A 19,282-nucleotide genomic window follows, 5' to 3' on the forward strand; every position below is an offset into this window, starting at 1 on the left:
GATATGAGAGCGCATGAAATATACCTTAAGACAACTTGAGATTTTTGTTGCAATCAGTCGCACAGAGAGTGTGTCGCGTGCTGCTGGCGCATTGTCGTTATCGCAGTCTGCCACCAGTACCGCATTGAGTGAATTCGAGCGACAATTTGACCTACAGCTTTTTGACCGTGTAGGTAAAACGCTACGTATTAATGAGACTGGGCGGCAGTTATTGCCGAAAGCTGTAGAGCTATTAGACCGCGCTAATGAAATAGAAAACCAGTTGCGTGGGCATGCGGGGTTTGGCTATATGAAAATTGGCGCAACCCTTACTGTTGGTAACTACCTAGCCACCATACTTGTCGCAAAGTTCTTGCAGGAGCATCCTGAAAGCCGCATTCAACTGCAAGTGCATAACACTAGTACGGTGGTGCAGCAGGTTGCTAATCATGAGCTAGACTTAGGTATGATTGAAGGTGATTGCAATCATGCTGATATCGAGGTGCAGCAATGGGTGGCTGATGAGCTGGTGGTGTTTGCTGCGCCTAATCATCCATTGGCGGCGTTAAAGAAAATTACAATCGAGCAGCTGTTACAGGAGCAGTGGATTTTAAGAGAAAAAGGGTCTGGTACTCGCGCAACTTTTGATCGCGCTTTTCAGAACAATCATGCAAAATTACATATTAGGCTAGAATTAGAGCATACAGAGGCGATTAAGCGCGCAGTTGAGTCTGGGCTTGGTATCGGGTGTATATCGCGTTTGGCACTTAAAGATGCCTTTCGGCGCGGTAGTTTAGTGCCGCTGGCTACGCCTTCCCTAAATTTAGGCAGATATTTCTATTTTCTTTGGCATAAGCAGAAGTATCAGACAACCGGTATGCGTGAATTTATCGCTTTATGTAAAGCAATGGTAGTAGGCGCCACGCGCAGTGACCAAGTTAACTTGCCAGAAATACCTTAAAGGACGGTCTTTAAAATGACAGATGTGCAACGTGATGTGATGAATTATGATGTGTTGATTGTGGGCGCTGGACCGTCTGGTTTGGCTGCTGCCATTAAACTTAAGCAGCTAGCTAATGACCAAGGTAAGGACGTCAGTGTATGTGTGCTTGAAAAAGCCGCAGAGGTAGGCGCACACATTTTGTCGGGCGCGGTGATAGACCCGATTGCCTTGAATGAGCTTATTCCGGATTGGCAAGCACAAGGTGCACCGCTCAAGACTAATGTGAGTGACGATGAGTTCTTGATTTTAGGGCAAGCTAAATCTTGGTCAATTCCACATTGGTTGATGCCGCCTTTGATGAGTAATCAAGGTAACTATATCGCGAGCCTAGGGGATGTTTGCCGTTGGCTAGGTGAGCAGGCTGAGGGCTTGGGCGTTGAAATCTATGCTGGTTTTTCTGCACAAGAGATGCTTTATGATGAGCAGCAGAGAGTGGTGGGTGTCATCACGGGTGATATGGGGCGTGATGCGCAAGGTGCGGAAGCCGCACAGTTCACACAGGGCATTGAAATTAGAGCGCAATATACATTGGTGGCAGAAGGTACGCGTGGTTCATTAACACGAGCGTTGGAAAGCAAGTTTGACCTGCGTAAACAATCTTCACCGCAGAAATATGGTTTGGGTTTCAAAGAAGTGTGGCGCGTACCGGCTGAGCAGCACAAAGTGGGCTTGGTGCAACATAGCATTGGATGGCCATTGACTGCGGATACTGGCGGCGGCTCCTTTATTTATCATTATGGTGAGCAATTGGTTTCTATCGGGTTTGTGGTGCATTTAGATTATGCCAACCCGCACCTTTCTCCTTTTGATGAGTTCCAGCGTTTCAAGACGCATCCACAGATTAAAACCTTACTCAAAGGCGCTAAGCGTCTAAGTTATGGCGCAAGAGCCATTAGTGAGGGTGGCTTACAGTCTTTACCTGAGCTAGTGTTTCCTGGCGGTGCACTGATTGGTTGCAGTGCAGGTATGGTCAATGTGCCGCGTATCAAGGGTAGCCATAATGCGATGAAATCTGGCATGTTGGCGGCTGAGGCTGTGTTTCAGGCATTAACGCAGGCAAGTGCGCAAGCTACACCATTATTGCAAAGCTATGCTGATGCGCTAAAGAACTCATGGGTTTGGAACGATTTAGACGCTGTGCGCAATGTGAAGCCATTGCTATCAAGGTTTGGCAGCTGGGGTGGCACACTGTTAGGTGGTATTGAAATGTGGCTAAGCGCTTTTCATGTTCGCTTACCATGGACTTTGGTACATCAGAAAGCTGACCATGATTGCACAAAACCAGCATCGGAAATGCCAGTAATCGACTATCCCAAACCAGATGGTATTTATAGCTTTGACCGACTCAATTCAATTAGCCTAAGCAATATTGCACATGATGCAAATCAGCCTTGCCATTTGACGCTGTTAGACAAAAACGTACCTATCAGTATTAATTTAGCAAACTTTGATGCGCCTGAGCAGCGTTATTGCCCGGCTGGCGTATATGAAATTGTTAAGCAGCACGATGCGAGCTATTTGCACATCAATGCTCAAAACTGCATTCACTGCAAAACATGCGATATTAAAGACCCAACTCAGAATATTGTTTGGGTACCGCCAGAGGGTGGAAGTGGCCCAACTTATGTGGGTATGTAGTGTGGGTATGTAGAATTGCGTAGGCATGTAGCACTTCACTGAAGCTGTCGTTTATCAATGAAAAAGCCGCTGTACTTAAAATACAGCGGCTTTTTATCACAGGCTAACCTTAATCCTTGAGATTAGCCTTAGCAATTAAGCAAGATCGAAACGGTCAAGGTTCATGACTTTGTTCCAGGCTTGCACAAAGTCACGCAAGAACGTTTGTTGTGCATCGGCCGCAGCATAGACCTCAGCAATGGCTCGGAGCTGAGAGTTTGAGCCGAAAACTAAATCGACCACTGTTCCGGTCCATTTGAGTTCGTTCGTTACTCGGTCGCGCCCCTCAAGCACATTTTCAGATGCATGAGATTTCTGCCACTTTGTTTTCATCTCCAACAGATTCATAAAGAAATCATTGCTCAATGCTTCTGGTCTGTTAGTTAATACGCCATGCTTGGATTTTCCGTGGTTTGCATTCAGCACACGCAAGCCCCCAATTAAAACAGTCATTTCAGGCGCTGTTAGCGTGAGTAATTGCGCTTTATCTAGCAATAACTCAGCACTTGCTTCTTTAACGCTACCTTTAATGTAGTTGCGGAAACCATCAGCAACAGGCTCAAGCACAGCAAATGAATCAGTGTCGGTTTGTGCTTGGCTTGCATCAGTGCGACCAGGCGTGAATGGCACATTTACTTCTTGACCTGCTTTTTTAGCCGCAGCTTCAATAGCAGCACAACCACCAAGTACAATCAGATCTGCAATAGAAACTTTTTTTCCATCTTTTTGTGCATCATTAAAGTCTTTCTGGATCGCTTCCAATGTCTGAATGACTACCGCGAGTTCTGTTGGCTGGTTTACTTCCCAGTCCTTTTGCGGTGCTAGGCGAATCCGGGCACCATTTGCACCACCACGTTTATCAGACCCGCGGAATGTCGATGCAGAGGCCCATGCAGTAGACACCAATTGAGAGACTGATAAGCCAGAAGCCATGATTTTTGCTTTTAACGCGGCAATGTCTTGCGCATTAATTAATGGATGATTGACTGCTGGTACAGGGTCCTGCCAAATAAGTGCCTCTGTTGGTACTAACGGGCCAAGGTAACGCGATACAGGGCCCATATCACGGTGCGTTAATTTAAACCACGCTCTAGCAAATGCATCAGCGAATGCTTGCGGATTTTCAAAGAAATGGCGAGATATTCGCTCATAAGACGGGTCCATTCTCATTGCCAAATCTGCAGTGGTCATGATGGGGGCGTGGCGTTTAGTTGGGTCGTGTGCATCTGGCACAGTGCCTGACGCAGATGCCTCTTTAGGCGTCCATTGGTGGGCACCAGCAGGGCTCTTAGTTAGCTGCCACTCATAGCCGAACAGATTCTCAAAATAATTGTTATCCCATTGGATTGGATTATTGGTCCATGCACCCTCTATGCCACTGGTGATGGCATGAACGCCTTTGCCGCTACCAAAACTATTTTTCCATCCAAACCCTTGCTCTTCGATATCTGCGGCCTCTGGTTCACGACCAACATGACTAGCATCACCAGCACCGTGACATTTACCAAAAGTATGTCCGCCAGCAACAAGCGCTACCGTTTCTTCATCATTCATCGCCATCCGTGCAAACGTTTCACGAATGTCGCGTGCAGAAGCGATTGGATCAGGATTGCCGTTCGGGCCTTCTGGGTTCACATAAATCAAGCCCATCTGGACAGCGCCTAGCGGATTATCTAGCTCACGATCGCCTTTGTAGCGCTCGTCGCCTAGCCATGTCGTTTCCGGACCCCAGTAGATATCTTCCTCAGGTTCCCAGATGTCCGGACGTCCTCCAGCAAAGCCAAAGGTCTTGAGTCCCATTGAATCTAAGGCAACGTTACCTGCAAGAATCATTAAGTCAGCCCAAGAAAGCTTGCGTCCGTACTTTTGTTTAATTGGCCAAAGTAGACGACGTGCTTTATCTAGGTTGCCATTGTCTGGCCAGCTATTGAGTGGTGCAAATCTTTGTGAGCCAGAACCAGCACCGCCACGACCGTCATGAATACGGTAAGTACCAGCGCCGTGCCATGCCATACGGATAAAGAACGGTCCATAATGACCATAGTCTGCAGGCCACCAATCCTGAGAGTCTGTCATCAGGGCGTGGAGGTCTTTGATGACGGCATCAAGATCTAGGCTTTTGAATGCTTCGGCATAATTGAACGCTTGACCCATAGGGTCTGATTTAGAAGAGTGCTGATGTAGTATTCTGAGATTTAATTGTTCTGGCCACCACTGACTATTGTTCGCACTTCCAGCGACTGTTGGTTTGGTTGCATTGCCCGAGAATGGGCATTTTGATTCAGCTGTCATTGTGTTCTCCTTTAATTGTTATAACTTTATGGACCTGTTTCAATATCTCCTCTGGCTGTCAGCCAATAAAGGGTTGATATTAAAAACTACTCACGGTCGTATGAAAATCAGGCGCATGCCACACTCGTTATTGGCTTAATGCGTATTGCGCAAATAACTCAATAAAGATTTCTTGCAACTCGTATAAATAGTTTTTCATTTCGGTCTCCATTCAGGTTGCTACTTCAGAATATTGGAAAAACAATTTAGTGTAGCAAGTCAGACCAGTGTATAGCGCGATTATTGATTTGTATAATTGAATGTTCAAATTTTATTGATATGCTAAACTTATCGATAATCAGTATTAGGATGACAAAAATGACATTAAGTGAGCTGCGTTTTGTGGTTGCTGTCGCAAAAGAGCGTAACTTCAGGCGTGCTGCTGAAAAGTGTTACGTCAGCCAGCCGGCATTGAGTTTGGCGATTAAAAAGCTAGAAGAGGACTTGGGCGTACAAATCTTTGAGCGTAGTAGATCTGATATTAATCCAACCCCTATTGGCGAAAAAATCATTGAGCAGGCGATTAAGGCAATAGAAGAGGTGAATTATATTCGGGAGCTTGCCAAGCAAGGTAACAACCAGTTAAGTGGTTCTTTCCGCTTGGGACTGATTTATTCTGTAGGGCCATACTTGCTACCAGAGATTATTCCAATCTTGCGCCAGAGTGCGCCTGATATGCCATTGGATATTGAAGAAAATTTAACGACACAATTAGAAACCCAACTTAAAAATGGTGTGATTGATGCGGCTGTGGTCGCACTACCTTTTGATGTGGCAGGCATTAATACTTTACCTTTATATGATGAGAAGTATGTGGTCATGGTGCCTGTTGGCCACCATTGGGCAAATCGTACATCAGTCAGTGCCGATGAACTTGCTGATGAAAATGTCTTGTTATTAAATAGCGGGCATTGTTATAGCCATCAAGTATTGCAGGCTTGTCCAGATTTATCCAGAAAAGGTCAGGTATTGCAAGGTAACTCACTGGAAACCATACGTAATATGGTGGCGTCTAATCTAGGTATCACAGTCTTACCGAGCAGTGCTGCTACTGATCGCTATTTAAATCCTTTGGTTAGGGTTATCCCGTTTTTAGCGCCAGTCCCTGTGCGTAGGGTGGCGCTTGCTTGGCGTAAAAGTTATGCAAGAGAGCTTGCTGTGGTGTGTGTGGCAGATGCGATTAAGGCGATTGCCTCGGATTGTCTGGAGATGATTGATTAGCAATATCGGCAGTGTATTTTAAAAAACTAGCTAGTAAGTCACGTAAAGCCGATATCCTGCAACACTGACATCCTGTGTGGTAATGGCAAGCTTCACTTTGATTTCTTTACCCGCACTAAACCCGGCTGCGATGTCTGTGTTCGGTGGTAAATACTCTGCCGGTTTAAATATACGTCTTAAAACAGCGCTGTCGCTCGTATCCGTCAGCGTTAGTTCTATATTTGGGTAGGCTTGTACAAAGCCAGCCTTGTTAAAGAGGCTGCTACTAAGGTGCATTACCCCTGTATGTTCAAGGTCTTCCTGCATATCTGAGTCGTCAATCACAATCCACTCAATCTGCTTGGGCAGCTCTATGCTGCACTTTAGGTGCTGGCATGCTTGCACTAGTTGCGGTTTGAGATTGGGGTAATAAATAGCGATGGTATTGCGTAAGAAATAGGCGCTTTGCCCAGCTGCGGCTAACACTAATAGCAGTGTGCCTAGCAAACAAAGCCAGCGGTGGCTTGTACTTTGCTTGCCATCTCGTTTTGCGTGTTTGGCTAGGTCATTAAAATCGTTAGATGGATGATGGGCGAAATTTAGTTTGCCAGCGTCGTGAGGTGGGTGTTCCGCTATGCTACTTGGGTCATGCGGTAGTTCAGCAAGTGCGCCGGTGTGCGCTGTGGTCGCTACGGTTTGCTCATTAGCTGGCGTAGCGTGACTCTCTGCTGATGCTGCGCTCGATTGAGCGGCCGCTGATGCGGCAGACTCTGGCTTAGGCTCTGGGCTATGCGTGCTTGGCGCAGCCTCTTCAAAACTCAGGTCAATTGTCGGCCAGCTAGATGGTGCATCGCTATTGGCAGGTGTTAATGTATCTGTGGCTACTTCCACAGCGCTAGGTGCTGGTGTTTCTGGGGTAGGGGTACTTGTAGGGACAAATTGCTCTTTGGCATTAAACACCTGCAGACATTGCCCGCAGCGTACTAAGCCATCATGCTGCTTGAGCTGATCTTCACTAACAAAGAATTGAGTTTGGCAGTTTGGGCAATGGGTTATGTCGCGCATTTTTTCGTGCCTGTGAGCAACACCCAAGCATCCATATGCTGTGGTGTGCCCATATCAAACCATTCAGAGTAAATGGCAGAAACAGCGGATTCTTGTTCACGTAAAATACCGGAAAGTGCAATCTTCCCACCGGCCTTGCAAGACTTCGCTAACGCTGGCGCCAGTACGCTCAGGGCGCTAGATAAAATATTGGCAACCACAATATCAAACTCTTTAGATTGATATTGGTTCGCATCGTAGAACTCAGCTTGTACTTGGTTTTGCTCAGCGTTGTATAGGCTAGATTGAATGGCTTGTGTGTCGATATCCGTACCCACCACTTCATTTGCCCCTAGCTTTTTAGCGGCAATTGCTAAAATACCAGATCCACAACCATAGTCGAGCACAGAGTTTCCTGTGTTCACAGTTTGGGCCAGCCAGCCTAAGCATAAGTGCGTGGTTGGGTGGCTTCCAGTGCCAAAGGCTAGGCCAGGGTCTAGCACGATATTGATTGCCTCTGGATTTGGCGATACATGCCACGTAGGCACAATCCACAGGTTTTCTGTAATCTTGATTGGGTCGAATTGCGACTGGGTTGCGCGCACCCAGTCTTGTTCTTGAATTGTTTCGGTGGTGTAGTTAAGTTGATTTAGCTTGGCGATTTGTTCTAGCGCTTGAATCACTGCAGTGACATCAACGCCTTCATCAAACAAAGCACTCACCAGATTTTGCTGCCAAATGCCTGGGGGCGGGTCGCCCGGCTCACCAAAAATCGGCTGTTCATCAATGGTCTCAGCATTTGCATCTTCAATAATGGCTGACAGTGCGCCTAGCTCCATGAGTGTATCGCTAATTAAATCAGCATTATTATCCTGTGCTTCAATTTTTAATGATACCCACGCCATACTCAACCTATCTAATGCTTAATCTATTTAAACTACTATATGCAAATACGCGTGTACCGCTTGTGCGGCAACGCGTATTTTCAGTGTTGCTTCAGAAATAACAATTATTTGTTATAAATACCAAGCTTTTGTTCTAGGTAGTGAATACTTGTACCACCTAAATGAAAAGCTGCATCTGCCATTAAATCAGCATGTAATGCAATGTTGGTGCTAATACCTTCAATCATCATTTCAGACAATGCAATGCGCATCCGTGCAATGGCTTGGTCTCGTGTATCACCGTAAGTAATTAACTTGCCAATCATTGAGTCGTAATGCGGTGGCACCGTGTAGCCTGCATACGCGTGCGTATCGATACGAACACCAGGGCCGCCAGGCATATGGAATTTAGTGATTTTGCCTGGAGAAGGTACAAAATTGTAAGGATCTTCTGCATTTAAACGACATTCAATCGCATGTCCGTGTAATTGAATATCTTTTTGACGGAATTTTAGTTTTTCGCCAGCCGCTACAAAAATCTGTTGTTGCACCAAATCAATACCAGTGATCATTTCTGTCACAGTATGTTCTACCTGCAAACGTGTGTTCATTTCAATGAAATAGAACTCACCATTTTCATATAAGAATTCAAAAGTACCTGCACCGCGATATTTGATTTTACGGCAGGCTTCAGCACAGCGTTCGCCAATTTTGTCGCGTAAGCGTGCATTCAGTAATGGCGCTGGCGCTTCTTCTAGAATTTTTTGATGACGACGCTGCATAGAGCAATCGCGCTCACCCAAGAAGACTGCATTGCCATGTTGGTCAGCTAACACTTGGATTTCAATATGGCGTGGTTTCTCAAGGTATTTTTCCATGTAAACCATCGGGTTGCTAAATGCTGCTTGTGCTTCAGCCTTGGTCATATTCACTGAAGTCAGTAATGCCGCTTCGGTATGCACTACGCGCATCCCACGACCACCGCCACCGCCAGCTGCTTTAATAATCACTGGATAGCCAATTTGTTTAGCGATTTTAATGATTTCGCTAGGGTCGTCTGGCAGTGCGCCTTCTGAACCAGGTACGCAAGGTACGCCAGCTTTACGCATTGCATCTTTCGCCGATACTTTATCACCCATCAGGCGGATAGTTTCAGCGCGTGGGCCAATAAATACAAAGCCGCTTTGCTCTACGCGTTCTGCAAAGTCCGCATTTTCTGATAAGAAGCCATAACCAGGGTGAATCGCCTGTGCGTCAGTGACTTCAGCAGCGCTGATGACTGCAGGAACATTTAAGTAGCTTTGGCCAGAGGGTGCTGGGCCGATACAGACTGACTCATCCGCTAATTTTACATATTTAGCTTCACGGTCAGCTTCGGAGTGCACGGCTACCGTTCTGATGCCGAGTTCGCGACATGCGCGTTGTACGCGTAACGCGATTTCGCCGCGATTGGCGATTAAAATTTTGTCAAACATTGCCATGAAAGTGAGATCCTAGTATTTAGGCCTTAGTAATTGATATCTTAAGTATTGATATAAGACCTAATTAATTAAGCAGTAATTTAATAAGCTAAAACGACTTAGCCGATAATAAACAGTGGTTCACCATATTCAATGGCTTGGCCGTTATCAACTAAGATTTTTTTGATGACGCCAGCTTTATCTGCTTCAATCTCGTTTAATAGCTTCATCGCTTCGATAATACATAGTGTGTCGCCTACAGCAACTGTGTCGCCTACCTCAACAAAAGATTTAGCATCTGGAGATGGTGAGCGGTAGAACGTACCTACCATTGGCGATTTAACCGCATGGCCTTCTTCGACAACTGGCGCTGCTTCAACTGCTACTGCAGGTACCGCTTGTGGTGCTGGCGCGTGTTGTTGTGGCATGTAATGGTTGTAATTTTGCGCAGGCATGCTGGCAGTGAAGTTGCGGCTGATACGTACTTTTTCGCCATCTTCTGTGAGTTCTAATTCTGAAATGCCTGATTCTTCTACTAGATCAATAAGCTTTTTAAGTTTACGTAAATCCATGATGACCCCTAACTAATTCGATATAAATTATTATTTTAAGAATGATTAATTTTTTCAATAGCGAAATCCAGTGCAAGCTCATAACCCTTTGCACCCAACCCGCTAATAATGCCAACAGCGATGTCTGTAAAATATGAATGATGACGAAATGATTCTCGTGCAAACACATTTGACAAGTGTACTTCTATAAATGGAACCTTAACTGCACTCAACGCATCACGCATTGCAACGGATGTGTGTGTGAATGCTGCCGGGTTGATAATGACAAAATCTACGCTTTTAGTCGCAATAGACTGAATTTTGTCGACAAGTTCAGCTTCTGCATTGCTTTGAAACGACTCTAATGCGATGTTGGCTGATTTTGCCTTGTTTGATAGTGTTTGATTGATGCTATCTAGTGTCGCGTTACCGTAATGCTGTGGTTCACGCAGACCTAATAGATTCAGGTTAGGGCCATGTAATACCAAAATGCTCTTAGTAGTCATGACGATTCACCTGTTTTAAACGATTTTTGCATAAATTACGATAATTCATAAACGCGAGTTTGCCGAAGTTAAAGGGTTTTGTCCAGCAACTTTAAAGAATTTAAGCGAATTTGCCTGAGTTAATTCCGTAAATCCCACATGCTGAGTATGGTTTGGATTTGTCTGTAAATACCTAACTTACATGTGTAGCTAGTGTAATTATGGCGATATTAAAGGCTTGATTGCCGCCTCAAGAATCGCTTTATTGATGCGCCCAAAGTGCGTATTCACAACTTTACCATCAGCATTAATGATGACCGTGTAAGGTAACACGCCCTTATCATTGCCTAATTGCTCACCTAGTAAACTGCCTGCTGTTTCAGATACAAAAATAGGGTAGTTTACAGGGTTGGTTTTTAAATAGTCAGCAACCAATGCTGGTTCATCAAGTGCGATACCTAAAACAATCACATTATTATTTTTAAAGGATTGTTGTAGCGCAATTAACTCTGGCATTTCTTCCTTGCATGGAGGGCACCATGTTGCCCAAAAATTAACCACTATAATTTTGTGTTGATATTGGCCAAGGTTTTGTACCTTTCCCGAGGTGTCAGGTAGGTTGGTAGCATATAGCGGTGCGCTACTAAGTTTGCTACTTGCGCTGAGCTCTGAGAAGAAGCGCAGTGCCAGTGCTATTGCTACTATTAGCAATATAAAAGAAAGTGGCTTTAGTATCTTAGCTAGCATTGGGTTCCTAGCATTGGATGGTTTCTGGCAGGCAGCTGCCGCGCTCATCTAGAATTTGCAGAAATGCATCCGCATTTTTATAACCCACTACTTTTAAGTGAGTTTCTTCGGCCGTCTTTGCATTAAAGAACAAGATGCCTGGCGGGCCAAAAATGTTGAATTTTTGCATTAAGGCTTTATCGTCTTCCGTATTATTAGTGACATCGACTTGCAATAGCAGTGTGTCTTTTAGCGCAGATTGGACGCGTGCGTCACTAAACGTAAATTGCTCCATTTCTTTGCATGCCACACACCAGTCCGCATAAAAGTCGAGCATGACGGGTTTTCCTTGTGCATTTTTAAGGGCATTGTCTAGCTCAGCGATGTTTTTGATGGGTTGGAAGTTCAAGTTGTTATGCTGTTGTTGAACATTAGATGCCGTAGCAATCAGTCCACTGAGCGGTTGTAACGGTGACTTCGCATTAGACAGTGCGCCAATCAGCATGGCCAAGCCGATGACAACCATCATCACCCCGATGCCTTTCCAAAACTTGAGTGCGGGTTTTGCATCAGTTGGTAGGCTATCCAGTGCATGCATGTAAATGGCGGGCACAATTAACAGTGCAGCCCACAGTGCTAGTTGTACTTGCATGGGAATCACGGGTGCAATTAGCCATATCGCTACTGCAAGCATGAGAACGCCAAATAAATTACGGACGGCGTTCATCCAGCTGCCCACTTTAGGCAAAAGCGTGCCGGCTGATGCACCAATCAGTAGTAGCGGGGTGCCCATGCCTACAGAGAGTGAGAATAAAGCAACGCCACCTAATAATACGTCATTGGTTTTGCTGATATAGAGTAAGGCGCCAGCTAACGGTGCAGCCACACATGGGCTGATGATAAGGGCTGATAGCACGCCCATAAGGAAATCACTAAAAAAGCGCCCGCCCTTGATGCGGCGGCTTAAGTTCATTAGGCCGTTTTCTATGCTGTTTGGTAGTTTGAGCTCGTAAAAGCCAAACATGGAGAGCGCCAGCAAGGCAAAGATAAATGCGCCAAATCCTAAGGCCCACGGGGTTTGCAGTGCACTACTAAGCATTTGTCCTGAGAGCCCGGCTGCAATGCCCGCAAGGGTGTAAGTGAGGCACATACCCAAGGTATAAGCGAGCGATAAGTTAAATGCATGTAGACGTGAAACATGTGCATTTTTGCCGATGATGATGGACGATAGAATCGGAATCATGGGAAATACGCATGGTGTGAATGCAAGCAGTAGACCTGCCGTAAAGAAGCCTAGAATAATCAGCCACCATTTGCCGCTTTTCAGTAAATTGGCAGCTTGGCTATCACTTTCTGAGGCATTATTGTTACTGGATGAGGTGTTGCTAGCTGTTGTCGCGGCTTGATTTAGGCTGGCGCTACCATCTGGCGTAATCGTAAAGTTTTTGTGTTGAGGCGCATAACATAGACCTTTTTCGCTACAGCCTTGATAGGTGATTTTAACGTCAATAAGTGTGCTGATTTTGTCTTTTAGCACTAGGGTGGCCGTAAAATCCTGATGGTAGACCTCCATTTCGCCAAAGTTAGGGTCATTCTTAATGTCTGCTTTTGGTAATTTTAATTCGAACGTTTGCGCCGGTGTGAACTCAAATTTGGTGCGTGTTTTATAAAGATAGTAGTTGGGCGCAACCGTGAAATTTGCATGAACCGTTTGTCCATCTTGCTTGATAGATACGCCAAAGGCGGCATCTGGTGATAAAAATTCATCTTCTGCAGATTCATCTGTGAATAAGTTTTTGATGCCACTGGTGACATTGCCTGCATTGCTGACAGAGGCAGATAATATAAAGAAGCTGAATAGCAAAAAATACGAAAATCTTTTAAACATTGTGTTCCTTAAGCAGATAATTGCGTAGTTACCCATTGTAAATATTGAGGTAAGCCACCATCTACGTTGATAGAGATTATTTCAGGAAGTTCATAAGGATGTGCTTTTATAATCGCTGCTTGAAGTGCATCATACTGTAATTGAGTTGTTTTAATAAGCATTGGTATTTCGTTTGTGCGTTCTACCTTGCCTTCCCACATGTATATGGATAGGCATGGACTTAAGATGTTGACGCACGCGGCTAATTTTTGCGTGACCAATGTTTCTGCCAACTGATTTGCAGTCGTAGCATCCGGTACGTTGGTGAGTACTAATAAAATATTTTCTGGATTCGACATTATTTTAGGATAGTAAGACATGCGTTTATTAATAGGTTTGATTTTACTCGCTTTTCCAATTGCTGAGATATGGCTATTGATTGAGCTCGGGCAAGAATATGGTTGGTGGCTGTTAGTTTACTTAGTCGGGATTGCTTTGTTAGGCTTACGACTAATTCAGGATGAAAAGTCATCATTTACTGGGCGTATGATGCAAAGTATGCGTACCGGTAATCATCCGATTAAGGCGATATTTGGCAGTGCACGTAATATTATTGCGGGTGTGCTACTGATATTGCCAGGTGTGATTACTGATATGATTGCAGTGATTTTGCTGCTGGTTCCGATTAAGAACAATCAGGCACCCAATGGGCAATCATCATACCAAGCAGGCCAAGCCGCCAATGATGATGTGATTGAAGGCGAGTTCCGCCGAGAAGATTAATTAAGACATATTTAAAAAATAAACAGAAATTACGACATGACCTATCAAATTACTATTCAGCCAAGTGGGCACACCTATCAAGCAAAAGCCTATGAGACGGTTCTAGAGTCAGCCATAGAAGCCGGTTTTAATATCCCTTATGGTTGCCGCAATGGTGCTTGTGGTAGCTGTAAAGGGACGGTGTTAAGTGGGGATGTGGATTATGGAGACTACGCCAGTAGCGCATTGACGGACGCTGATAAGGCCGCAGGTAAGGCTTTGTTCTGTTGTGCCAGACCGCTGACTGATTTGACGATAGAGTGCCGGGAAATCAATGCGGGGGTGATTCCGCCGCGCATTCTTCCTACGCGTGTAGAGCGCAAAGAGCAGTTGTCACATGACGTGATGGCTTTGTTTCTAAAACTGCCTAGCAGTGAGCGTTTGCAGTTTATGGCGGGGCAGTATGTTGAGTTTTTGCTGAAAGATGGTAAGCGTCGTGCTTTTTCATTGGCAAATGCGCCGCATGCGGATAGTTTATTAGAGATACATTTGCGTTTAATACCTGGCGGACAGTTTACCGAGTATGTGTTTAATGAAATGCCGGATAAAGCTATTTTGCGTATTGAAGCGCCATTTGGTAGCTTTTACTATAGAAGCGACTCAGAAAAGCCGATGGTGATGGTGGCTGGTGGTACTGGCTTTGCACCGATCAAAGCGATTATCGAGCACATGATACATAACGATATTAAACGCAAAGTGACTTTGTATTGGGGGGCTAGAGCCTTAGAAGATCTGTATATGCCGGCGCTTCCTCAAGCATGGGCTGAAGCGTACTCAAATATTGAGTTTATCCCTGTTTTATCAGATGCGTTGCCGGAAGATAATTGGCAGGGCCGTAGCGGTCTGGTGCATCAGGCCGTGTTGGATGACTTTAGTGATTTAAGCGATGTTGAAGTATATTGTTGTGGCGCACCCGCCATGGTGGAGGTTGCACACGCCAGCTTTGCGCAGGCTGGTCTACCGGAAGGGGCGTTCTATTCAGATGCTTTTAACTATGCGAAACCTGTGCCAAGCGCTACGGCTAGTGCTTAGGTGAACGAGTGTTTAGATAAGGTTGTGCTGGTTTTAGTGAAGTGCACGTAGAATAAAAGTTAAAGGCCACTTTAAAGTGGCCTTTAACTTTATAAAGCAGTGTTTTTCATAAACGGATGGTTAGCTTATTTGAAAAGTAACGCTTGCTTATTCTTTTCAGCAGCAAGTTTCTGAATCAGCGTTTCAAGGTCTGAGTTTTGAATCAGTTCCTGCGCTAGCTTTGCTGATACCTCCGCTTTTTCAAAATCTCCCTCTGCCAGCGCGTGCATGCCCTCTAGCAGCGCAGTGTTGCCGGCTTTTAGGCGCAGGGATTCTTTCTTACTCTTTCTAATCGCAGGCAAATGTCTTAAGAATCGTAAAAATCTGAGAAGGTGATGTAAACCAAAAACGCTCAGTACAAAGACAACTAAAAAGAAGTTAAAAGAGATTTGGATACGATAGGGTGAGCGAACAATCAGCACGTAGCCCTGATTGTTACTGGCTAACCATACGATTAGAATGATGCCGAATAAGGTTAAAGCCCACCAAAAAAATCTATTTTTAAGCATGGCTGGCTACTCGCTCTTCTCAAGCATCAGTTTGTAGCTACTCACGGCCGCTAAACTGTCGCTAAGTTGAGGAAGCTCTAAGCTGATGTTGTTGCTAGATAGCTTTTTCAGCAGCACTAATGCTTTAATCGTATCTGGATGCTTAGTGTCAAAATATTGATTAAGCCAAGTGTGCACCATGTTGAGGTCGGCCTTGTAAGTGCTTTCATCATGTTGCAACAAAGCAATTCGCGCAGTGAGTAGCCTGAGTTTTACATTCTCACGTAAATATAATGCGTGCTCTGCAGCAAGTAGCGGTGGCTCTGGTTTATCAATACGTTCTACAGTGACTAAGTTCTTAATGTCATCCCAGATAGCCCACCAGAACTTTTGCACGCCTTGTAGCGATTGAACAGGGGCTAGATGTTGACCAGCATTGACGTTAAGCGTCGGCTGGCGCTCGCTAATGAGCGGAATGGTGGTGCATAACTCAGACAGATAAGTGAGCTGTGTGCTCATTGCAATCATATCTATTTGCGGCAGATCACGTAAGGTTTCGATTTCTACTTGCAAGGTTTCGCGTAGTTGCACGGCTCTTGGTAAGTCAAGCGGTTGTAGCCTATGGTCAGCTGCTTCAAGCGCGAGTAGTGCTGATTTAACATTACCCGCCAGTTGCAGTTGTTGTTTTGCAATCGTTAACAGTTGCTCTACTTCTGCAACAGCAGTGGCTTCACGGTTTTCTGCTAGTTGTGTGTAAAGTGTTTGCAAGGCCTCTTGCTGATCGCGCGATTCTGCTAATTTTTGTTCTAAAATCACGGTGCGCGCATTGGCTTGAGTGCTGCGTTCTTCTGCCTGTTTTGCTAGTGCCAGACTTTGCTGGTTAAGCGTGTGGTATTCCTCTAATTTGAAGCTGAGTGACTTTTCAATCTCATTGAATCGATGGCGTGTATTCAGCCATTGCCATGCTAGCGTTAGAATAGCAATAATCACCAGTATCATGGAGCCAATCGCCAGTGTAGAAGGCTTTTGTTTACCTGCAAATTGAGTATCTGTTGAGTTAGTCATGATGTTTTACAAGTTGTGATAAACATTGCAGCATAGCTTCATCCCCCGGTGCTTTTGCGACTAGCACTTTTAAACCAAGCTGTTGTGGTTCTTCTGCGATTCTCTCATGATTTACGCATAATGTAACATGGCGTAACCACTCTGCATTTTTAGACATTTGTAACAAATGGCGCATGGCTTCACTGCTGGTCACAATGACTGCATCCAGTTTGTTTTGCCGCCATTGTGCCTCAAGTAGCTCCGCGCTCTGTTGCGGGTTAATACGGCGATAGCTTTCTGCAAAGTAGACATTGGCGCCTCTTGCCTTAAGCGTTTCTGCCATCAGTTCCCGGCCACCAACCCCACGAAAGATGGCGATGGTTTTTGCGGACACATCTTGCATCTCTGGCAGTGCAAGCAGTGTTTCGCTATCAAAACGAGTATGCGGCACCAATACATCATGGGCGCCATACAGGGCGAGTGTCTTGGCTGTTTGATGGCCAATGGCTGCGAACTTTAAATGATCAGGAATTTTGCCAAATCTTTTGATTAAAAGCGGCATGGCGTAATCAACCGCATTTGAACTGATAAAGATTGCCCAGTCTGTCGTGTTAATACGGTTCAGTTGCTGTTCAAACGCATGGTAATCATCTAACGCTGAGATGGCAATCAAGGGGAATGAGATTGCAGTCCCCCCATGCTGGGCAATAGCAAGGCTCAAGCTTGCTGCCTGATCGACTGGCCGAGTGACCGCAATCTGTAAGTTGCTAAGTAGATGGTCGGCACGCATGGGTAAGCCTACAGTAATGTGATTACCTAGTGTAATTACAGGGCCGCGAGAATCTTGTCTGCGCCTTTTGAGATCAGTTGATTGGCTAGCGTTTTGCCTAGTGCTTCAGCATTTGTTCTGCTACCTACAGCAGTCTCAACTAACATTTGTTTACCATCTACGCTCGCCACAAAGCCTGTAATGCGGATGCTATCTGCCTCACACACCGCGTAAGCGCCAAGCGGAACCGTGCAGCTGCCAGCCAGTGTGCGGCTCATACCGCGCTCAGCTTCCACACATACTTGTGTATCTGGATGGTTAAGTGGAGCGAGCACAGCGATCAAGTCTGGACGGTCTGCGCTGATTTCTATACCTAGTGCACCTTGACCCACCGCTGGAATGCTATGTTCAGGTGCGATGAATTGGCGAATCCTGTCACCAAGTTCCAACCTAATGAGGCCAGCAGCTGCCAGAATAATCGCTGCATACTGGCCTTCATCTAATTTACGCAGGCGTGTTTGTAGATTGCCGCGTAGTGACTCGATTTTAAGGTGAGGAAAGCGTGCTTGTAACTGACTTTGGCGACGTAAACTGGATGTGCCTACAACGCTGTTTGCCGGCAGGCTTTCCAATGAAGCATAGTCATTAGATACAAAAGCATCGCGTGGGTCTTCACGCTCACCGGTTGCTGCCAATATAAAACCTTCAGGTAGGTTCATCGGCACATCTTTCATGCTATGCACAGCCAAATCCGCACGACCGTCAGCCAGCGCAGTTTCCAACTCTTTCACAAATAAACCTTTACCACCTACTTTGGCTAAAGGCATATCTAAGATCTGATCGCCTGTCGTCGTCATGCCTAGAATGGAGACTTCTGTATCAGGGTAAATCAACTGCAAGCGGCTTTGAATATGGCGAGCCTGCCACATGGCAAGCGCGCTTTCACGCGAGGCAATAACGAGTTTTTTAGGGGCTGTGTGTTCGTATGAATTCTGCATGTTGTGATTTTAGCACAGGGCTTGCTAGCAAGCATTAAGCACCTAAACTTTCAGTTTAGTGTTTAAATGATGTTGATTTATCAGGTAAGCTTATGGCTTAACTAGGTTTTAGCCGAGGTTAAATTGCTTTAGCCAAGATTAAATTTAAATTTTTAGTGATGTTAAGGAGGTTAACATGCAATATCAATTTGAAGTGTTTATTGGGTCACTCAACCAGTTTTGGCTGCAGCTGGTTCATTTTGTACCGAAATTACTGGCAGTGGTCGTCATTCTCTTTTTCGGCTGGATTGTGGCGAAATTGGTAAGACTTGCCGTTAAGCGCTTATTGGAGCTCACGCAATTTGATCGGTTTGCGCAAAGATCAGGCCTAGAGGCTTTTATGAATAGCGGCAGTTTGCATGTCACCCTGAGTGGCATTATTAGCCAAGTGGTGTATTGGCTAGTGATTATTTTGTTCATTACAACGGGCGCCAGCACCTTAGGGCTTACTGAAGTGGCGAGCCTGTTACAGCAGTTAGCGGGCTATTTGCCTCGTATTATCTTGGCGATTCTTGTGATTATCTTTGGTACGCTATTGGCGCGCTTCGTGAACAAGTTGATGTTTGCATGGCTACATAGCATTAAATTTTCTGCTGCGCTGACAGTGAGCACCTCTGCTGAGTATGGTATTCAAATATTAGCAATATTTGTGGCTTTAGAGCAGTTGGGCATAGGCATGCAGTTGATTCACTCATTATTTGTGATTGTGTTTGGGGCGGTTTTCCTTGCATTGGCGTTGGCCTTTGGTTTGGGCGGCAAAGATTGGGCGGCAAAAACCATTGCAGAATTAGACGCTAATCGGAACAAAAATAAGTAAGTTTTGGCTGGTGTGGTTTAAACCGCA

Annotated in this window: 19 protein-coding genes; 6 read left to right on the plus strand and 13 right to left on the minus strand. The window is 45.3% G+C overall.

The window, feature by feature from the left end; translation table 11 throughout:
• The first annotated feature begins 13 nt into the window (after positions 1-13).
• Together FG24_RS04645 and FG24_RS04650 are read left to right on the plus strand one after the other, a co-directional pair.
• Positions 14-940: a LysR family transcriptional regulator gene (locus FG24_RS04645; protein WP_036301585.1), complete on the plus strand. Its 927-nt coding sequence runs from the start codon at positions 14-16 to the stop codon at positions 938-940.
• A 15-nt stretch (positions 941-955) separates the two neighbouring features.
• The gene (locus FG24_RS04650) at positions 956-2,620 is read left to right on the plus strand and encodes an electron transfer flavoprotein-ubiquinone oxidoreductase (RefSeq protein ID WP_235189717.1); all 1,665 of its coding nucleotides are present in this window, start codon (positions 956-958) and stop codon (positions 2,618-2,620) included.
• A gap of 135 nt (positions 2,621-2,755) precedes the next feature.
• Here FG24_RS04650 and katG read toward each other — a convergent pair whose 3' ends face one another.
• The gene (gene katG / locus FG24_RS04655) at positions 2,756-4,951 is read right to left on the minus strand and encodes a catalase/peroxidase HPI (protein WP_036301587.1); all 2,196 of its coding nucleotides are present in this window, start codon (positions 4,949-4,951) and stop codon (positions 2,756-2,758) included.
• Positions 4,952-5,308: 357 nt separating this feature from the next.
• On the opposite strand from katG, the gene FG24_RS04660 reads away from it, so the two are divergent.
• Positions 5,309-6,211, plus strand: a complete 903-nt coding sequence (locus FG24_RS04660) for a LysR substrate-binding domain-containing protein (RefSeq protein ID WP_036301589.1) — start codon at positions 5,309-5,311, stop codon at positions 6,209-6,211.
• 30 nt (positions 6,212-6,241) lie between these two features.
• Here FG24_RS04660 and FG24_RS04665 read toward each other — a convergent pair whose 3' ends face one another.
• From FG24_RS04665 to cutA, 8 genes are all read right to left on the minus strand, one after another.
• Complete coding sequence (locus FG24_RS04665; RefSeq protein ID WP_036301591.1) at positions 6,242-7,255, minus strand: DUF3426 domain-containing protein; 1,014 nt, start codon at positions 7,253-7,255, stop codon at positions 6,242-6,244.
• Positions 7,243-8,139 carry a 50S ribosomal protein L11 methyltransferase gene (gene prmA / locus FG24_RS04670; protein ID WP_036301593.1) on the minus strand — a complete coding sequence of 299 codons (897 nt, stop codon included), beginning with the start codon at positions 8,137-8,139 and terminating at the stop codon, positions 7,243-7,245. Before prmA ends, FG24_RS04665 begins: the two co-directional genes overlap by 13 nt.
• A gap of 104 nt (positions 8,140-8,243) precedes the next feature.
• Positions 8,244-9,593: an acetyl-CoA carboxylase biotin carboxylase subunit gene (gene accC, locus FG24_RS04675; protein ID WP_036303986.1), complete on the minus strand. Its 1,350-nt coding sequence runs from the start codon at positions 9,591-9,593 to the stop codon at positions 8,244-8,246.
• Positions 9,594-9,697: 104 nt separating this feature from the next.
• A complete protein-coding gene (accB, locus tag FG24_RS04680; protein ID WP_036301595.1) occupies positions 9,698-10,150 on the minus strand; it encodes an acetyl-CoA carboxylase biotin carboxyl carrier protein in 453 nt (150 codons plus the stop codon).
• Positions 10,151-10,185: 35 nt separating this feature from the next.
• Entirely contained in the window at positions 10,186-10,635 is a 450-nt protein-coding gene (aroQ, locus tag FG24_RS04685) for a type II 3-dehydroquinate dehydratase (protein ID WP_036301596.1), read from the minus strand.
• 198 nt (positions 10,636-10,833) lie between these two features.
• Positions 10,834-11,361 carry a TlpA family protein disulfide reductase gene (locus FG24_RS04690; RefSeq protein WP_036301598.1) on the minus strand — a complete coding sequence of 176 codons (528 nt, stop codon included), beginning with the start codon at positions 11,359-11,361 and terminating at the stop codon, positions 10,834-10,836.
• Between the two features lie 7 nt (positions 11,362-11,368).
• Positions 11,369-13,228 (minus strand): protein-disulfide reductase DsbD, encoded by a 1,860-nt coding sequence (gene dsbD / locus FG24_RS04695; protein WP_036301600.1) that lies wholly within the window; start codon positions 13,226-13,228, stop codon positions 11,369-11,371.
• An 8-nt stretch (positions 13,229-13,236) separates the two neighbouring features.
• Entirely contained in the window at positions 13,237-13,566 is a 330-nt protein-coding gene (gene cutA / locus FG24_RS04700; RefSeq protein WP_200876867.1) for a divalent-cation tolerance protein CutA, read from the minus strand.
• A 19-nt stretch (positions 13,567-13,585) separates the two neighbouring features.
• On the opposite strand from cutA, the gene FG24_RS04705 reads away from it, so the two are divergent.
• Positions 13,586-13,990, plus strand: a complete 405-nt coding sequence (locus tag FG24_RS04705; protein ID WP_036301604.1) for an FxsA family protein — start codon at positions 13,586-13,588, stop codon at positions 13,988-13,990.
• Between the two features lie 36 nt (positions 13,991-14,026).
• A complete protein-coding gene (locus FG24_RS04710) occupies positions 14,027-15,061 on the plus strand; it encodes a CDP-6-deoxy-delta-3,4-glucoseen reductase (protein WP_036301606.1) in 1,035 nt (344 codons plus the stop codon).
• A gap of 125 nt (positions 15,062-15,186) precedes the next feature.
• On the opposite strand, the gene FG24_RS04715 is transcribed toward FG24_RS04710, so the two are convergent.
• Genes FG24_RS04715 through hemC form a run of 4 tightly spaced genes read right to left on the minus strand, consistent with a single transcriptional unit; the run spans position 15,187 to position 18,399 of the window.
• Positions 15,187-15,609 (minus strand): heme biosynthesis HemY N-terminal domain-containing protein, encoded by a 423-nt coding sequence (locus tag FG24_RS04715; RefSeq protein WP_036301608.1) that lies wholly within the window; start codon positions 15,607-15,609, stop codon positions 15,187-15,189.
• Positions 15,610-15,615: 6 nt separating this feature from the next.
• Positions 15,616-16,653 carry a uroporphyrinogen-III C-methyltransferase gene (locus FG24_RS04720; RefSeq protein ID WP_036301609.1) on the minus strand — a complete coding sequence of 346 codons (1,038 nt, stop codon included), beginning with the start codon at positions 16,651-16,653 and terminating at the stop codon, positions 15,616-15,618.
• Positions 16,646-17,422, minus strand: coding sequence for a uroporphyrinogen-III synthase (locus FG24_RS04725; protein WP_036301611.1), 777 nt, complete (start codon positions 17,420-17,422; stop codon positions 16,646-16,648). The genes FG24_RS04720 and FG24_RS04725 overlap by 8 nt, the downstream gene beginning before the upstream one ends.
• Positions 17,423-17,457: 35 nt before the next feature.
• Positions 17,458-18,399, minus strand: a complete 942-nt coding sequence (gene hemC / locus FG24_RS04730; RefSeq protein ID WP_036301612.1) for a hydroxymethylbilane synthase — start codon at positions 18,397-18,399, stop codon at positions 17,458-17,460.
• 175 nt (positions 18,400-18,574) lie between these two features.
• Between hemC and FG24_RS04735 the strand changes: the two genes are divergently transcribed.
• A complete protein-coding gene (locus tag FG24_RS04735; protein WP_036301614.1) occupies positions 18,575-19,255 on the plus strand; it encodes a mechanosensitive ion channel family protein in 681 nt (226 codons plus the stop codon).
• The last annotated feature ends 27 nt before the right edge of the window (positions 19,256-19,282 follow it).

It is taken from the genome of Methylotenera sp. L2L1 (assembly GCF_000744605.1).
Taxonomy (GTDB): domain Bacteria; phylum Pseudomonadota; class Gammaproteobacteria; order Burkholderiales; family Methylophilaceae; genus Methylotenera.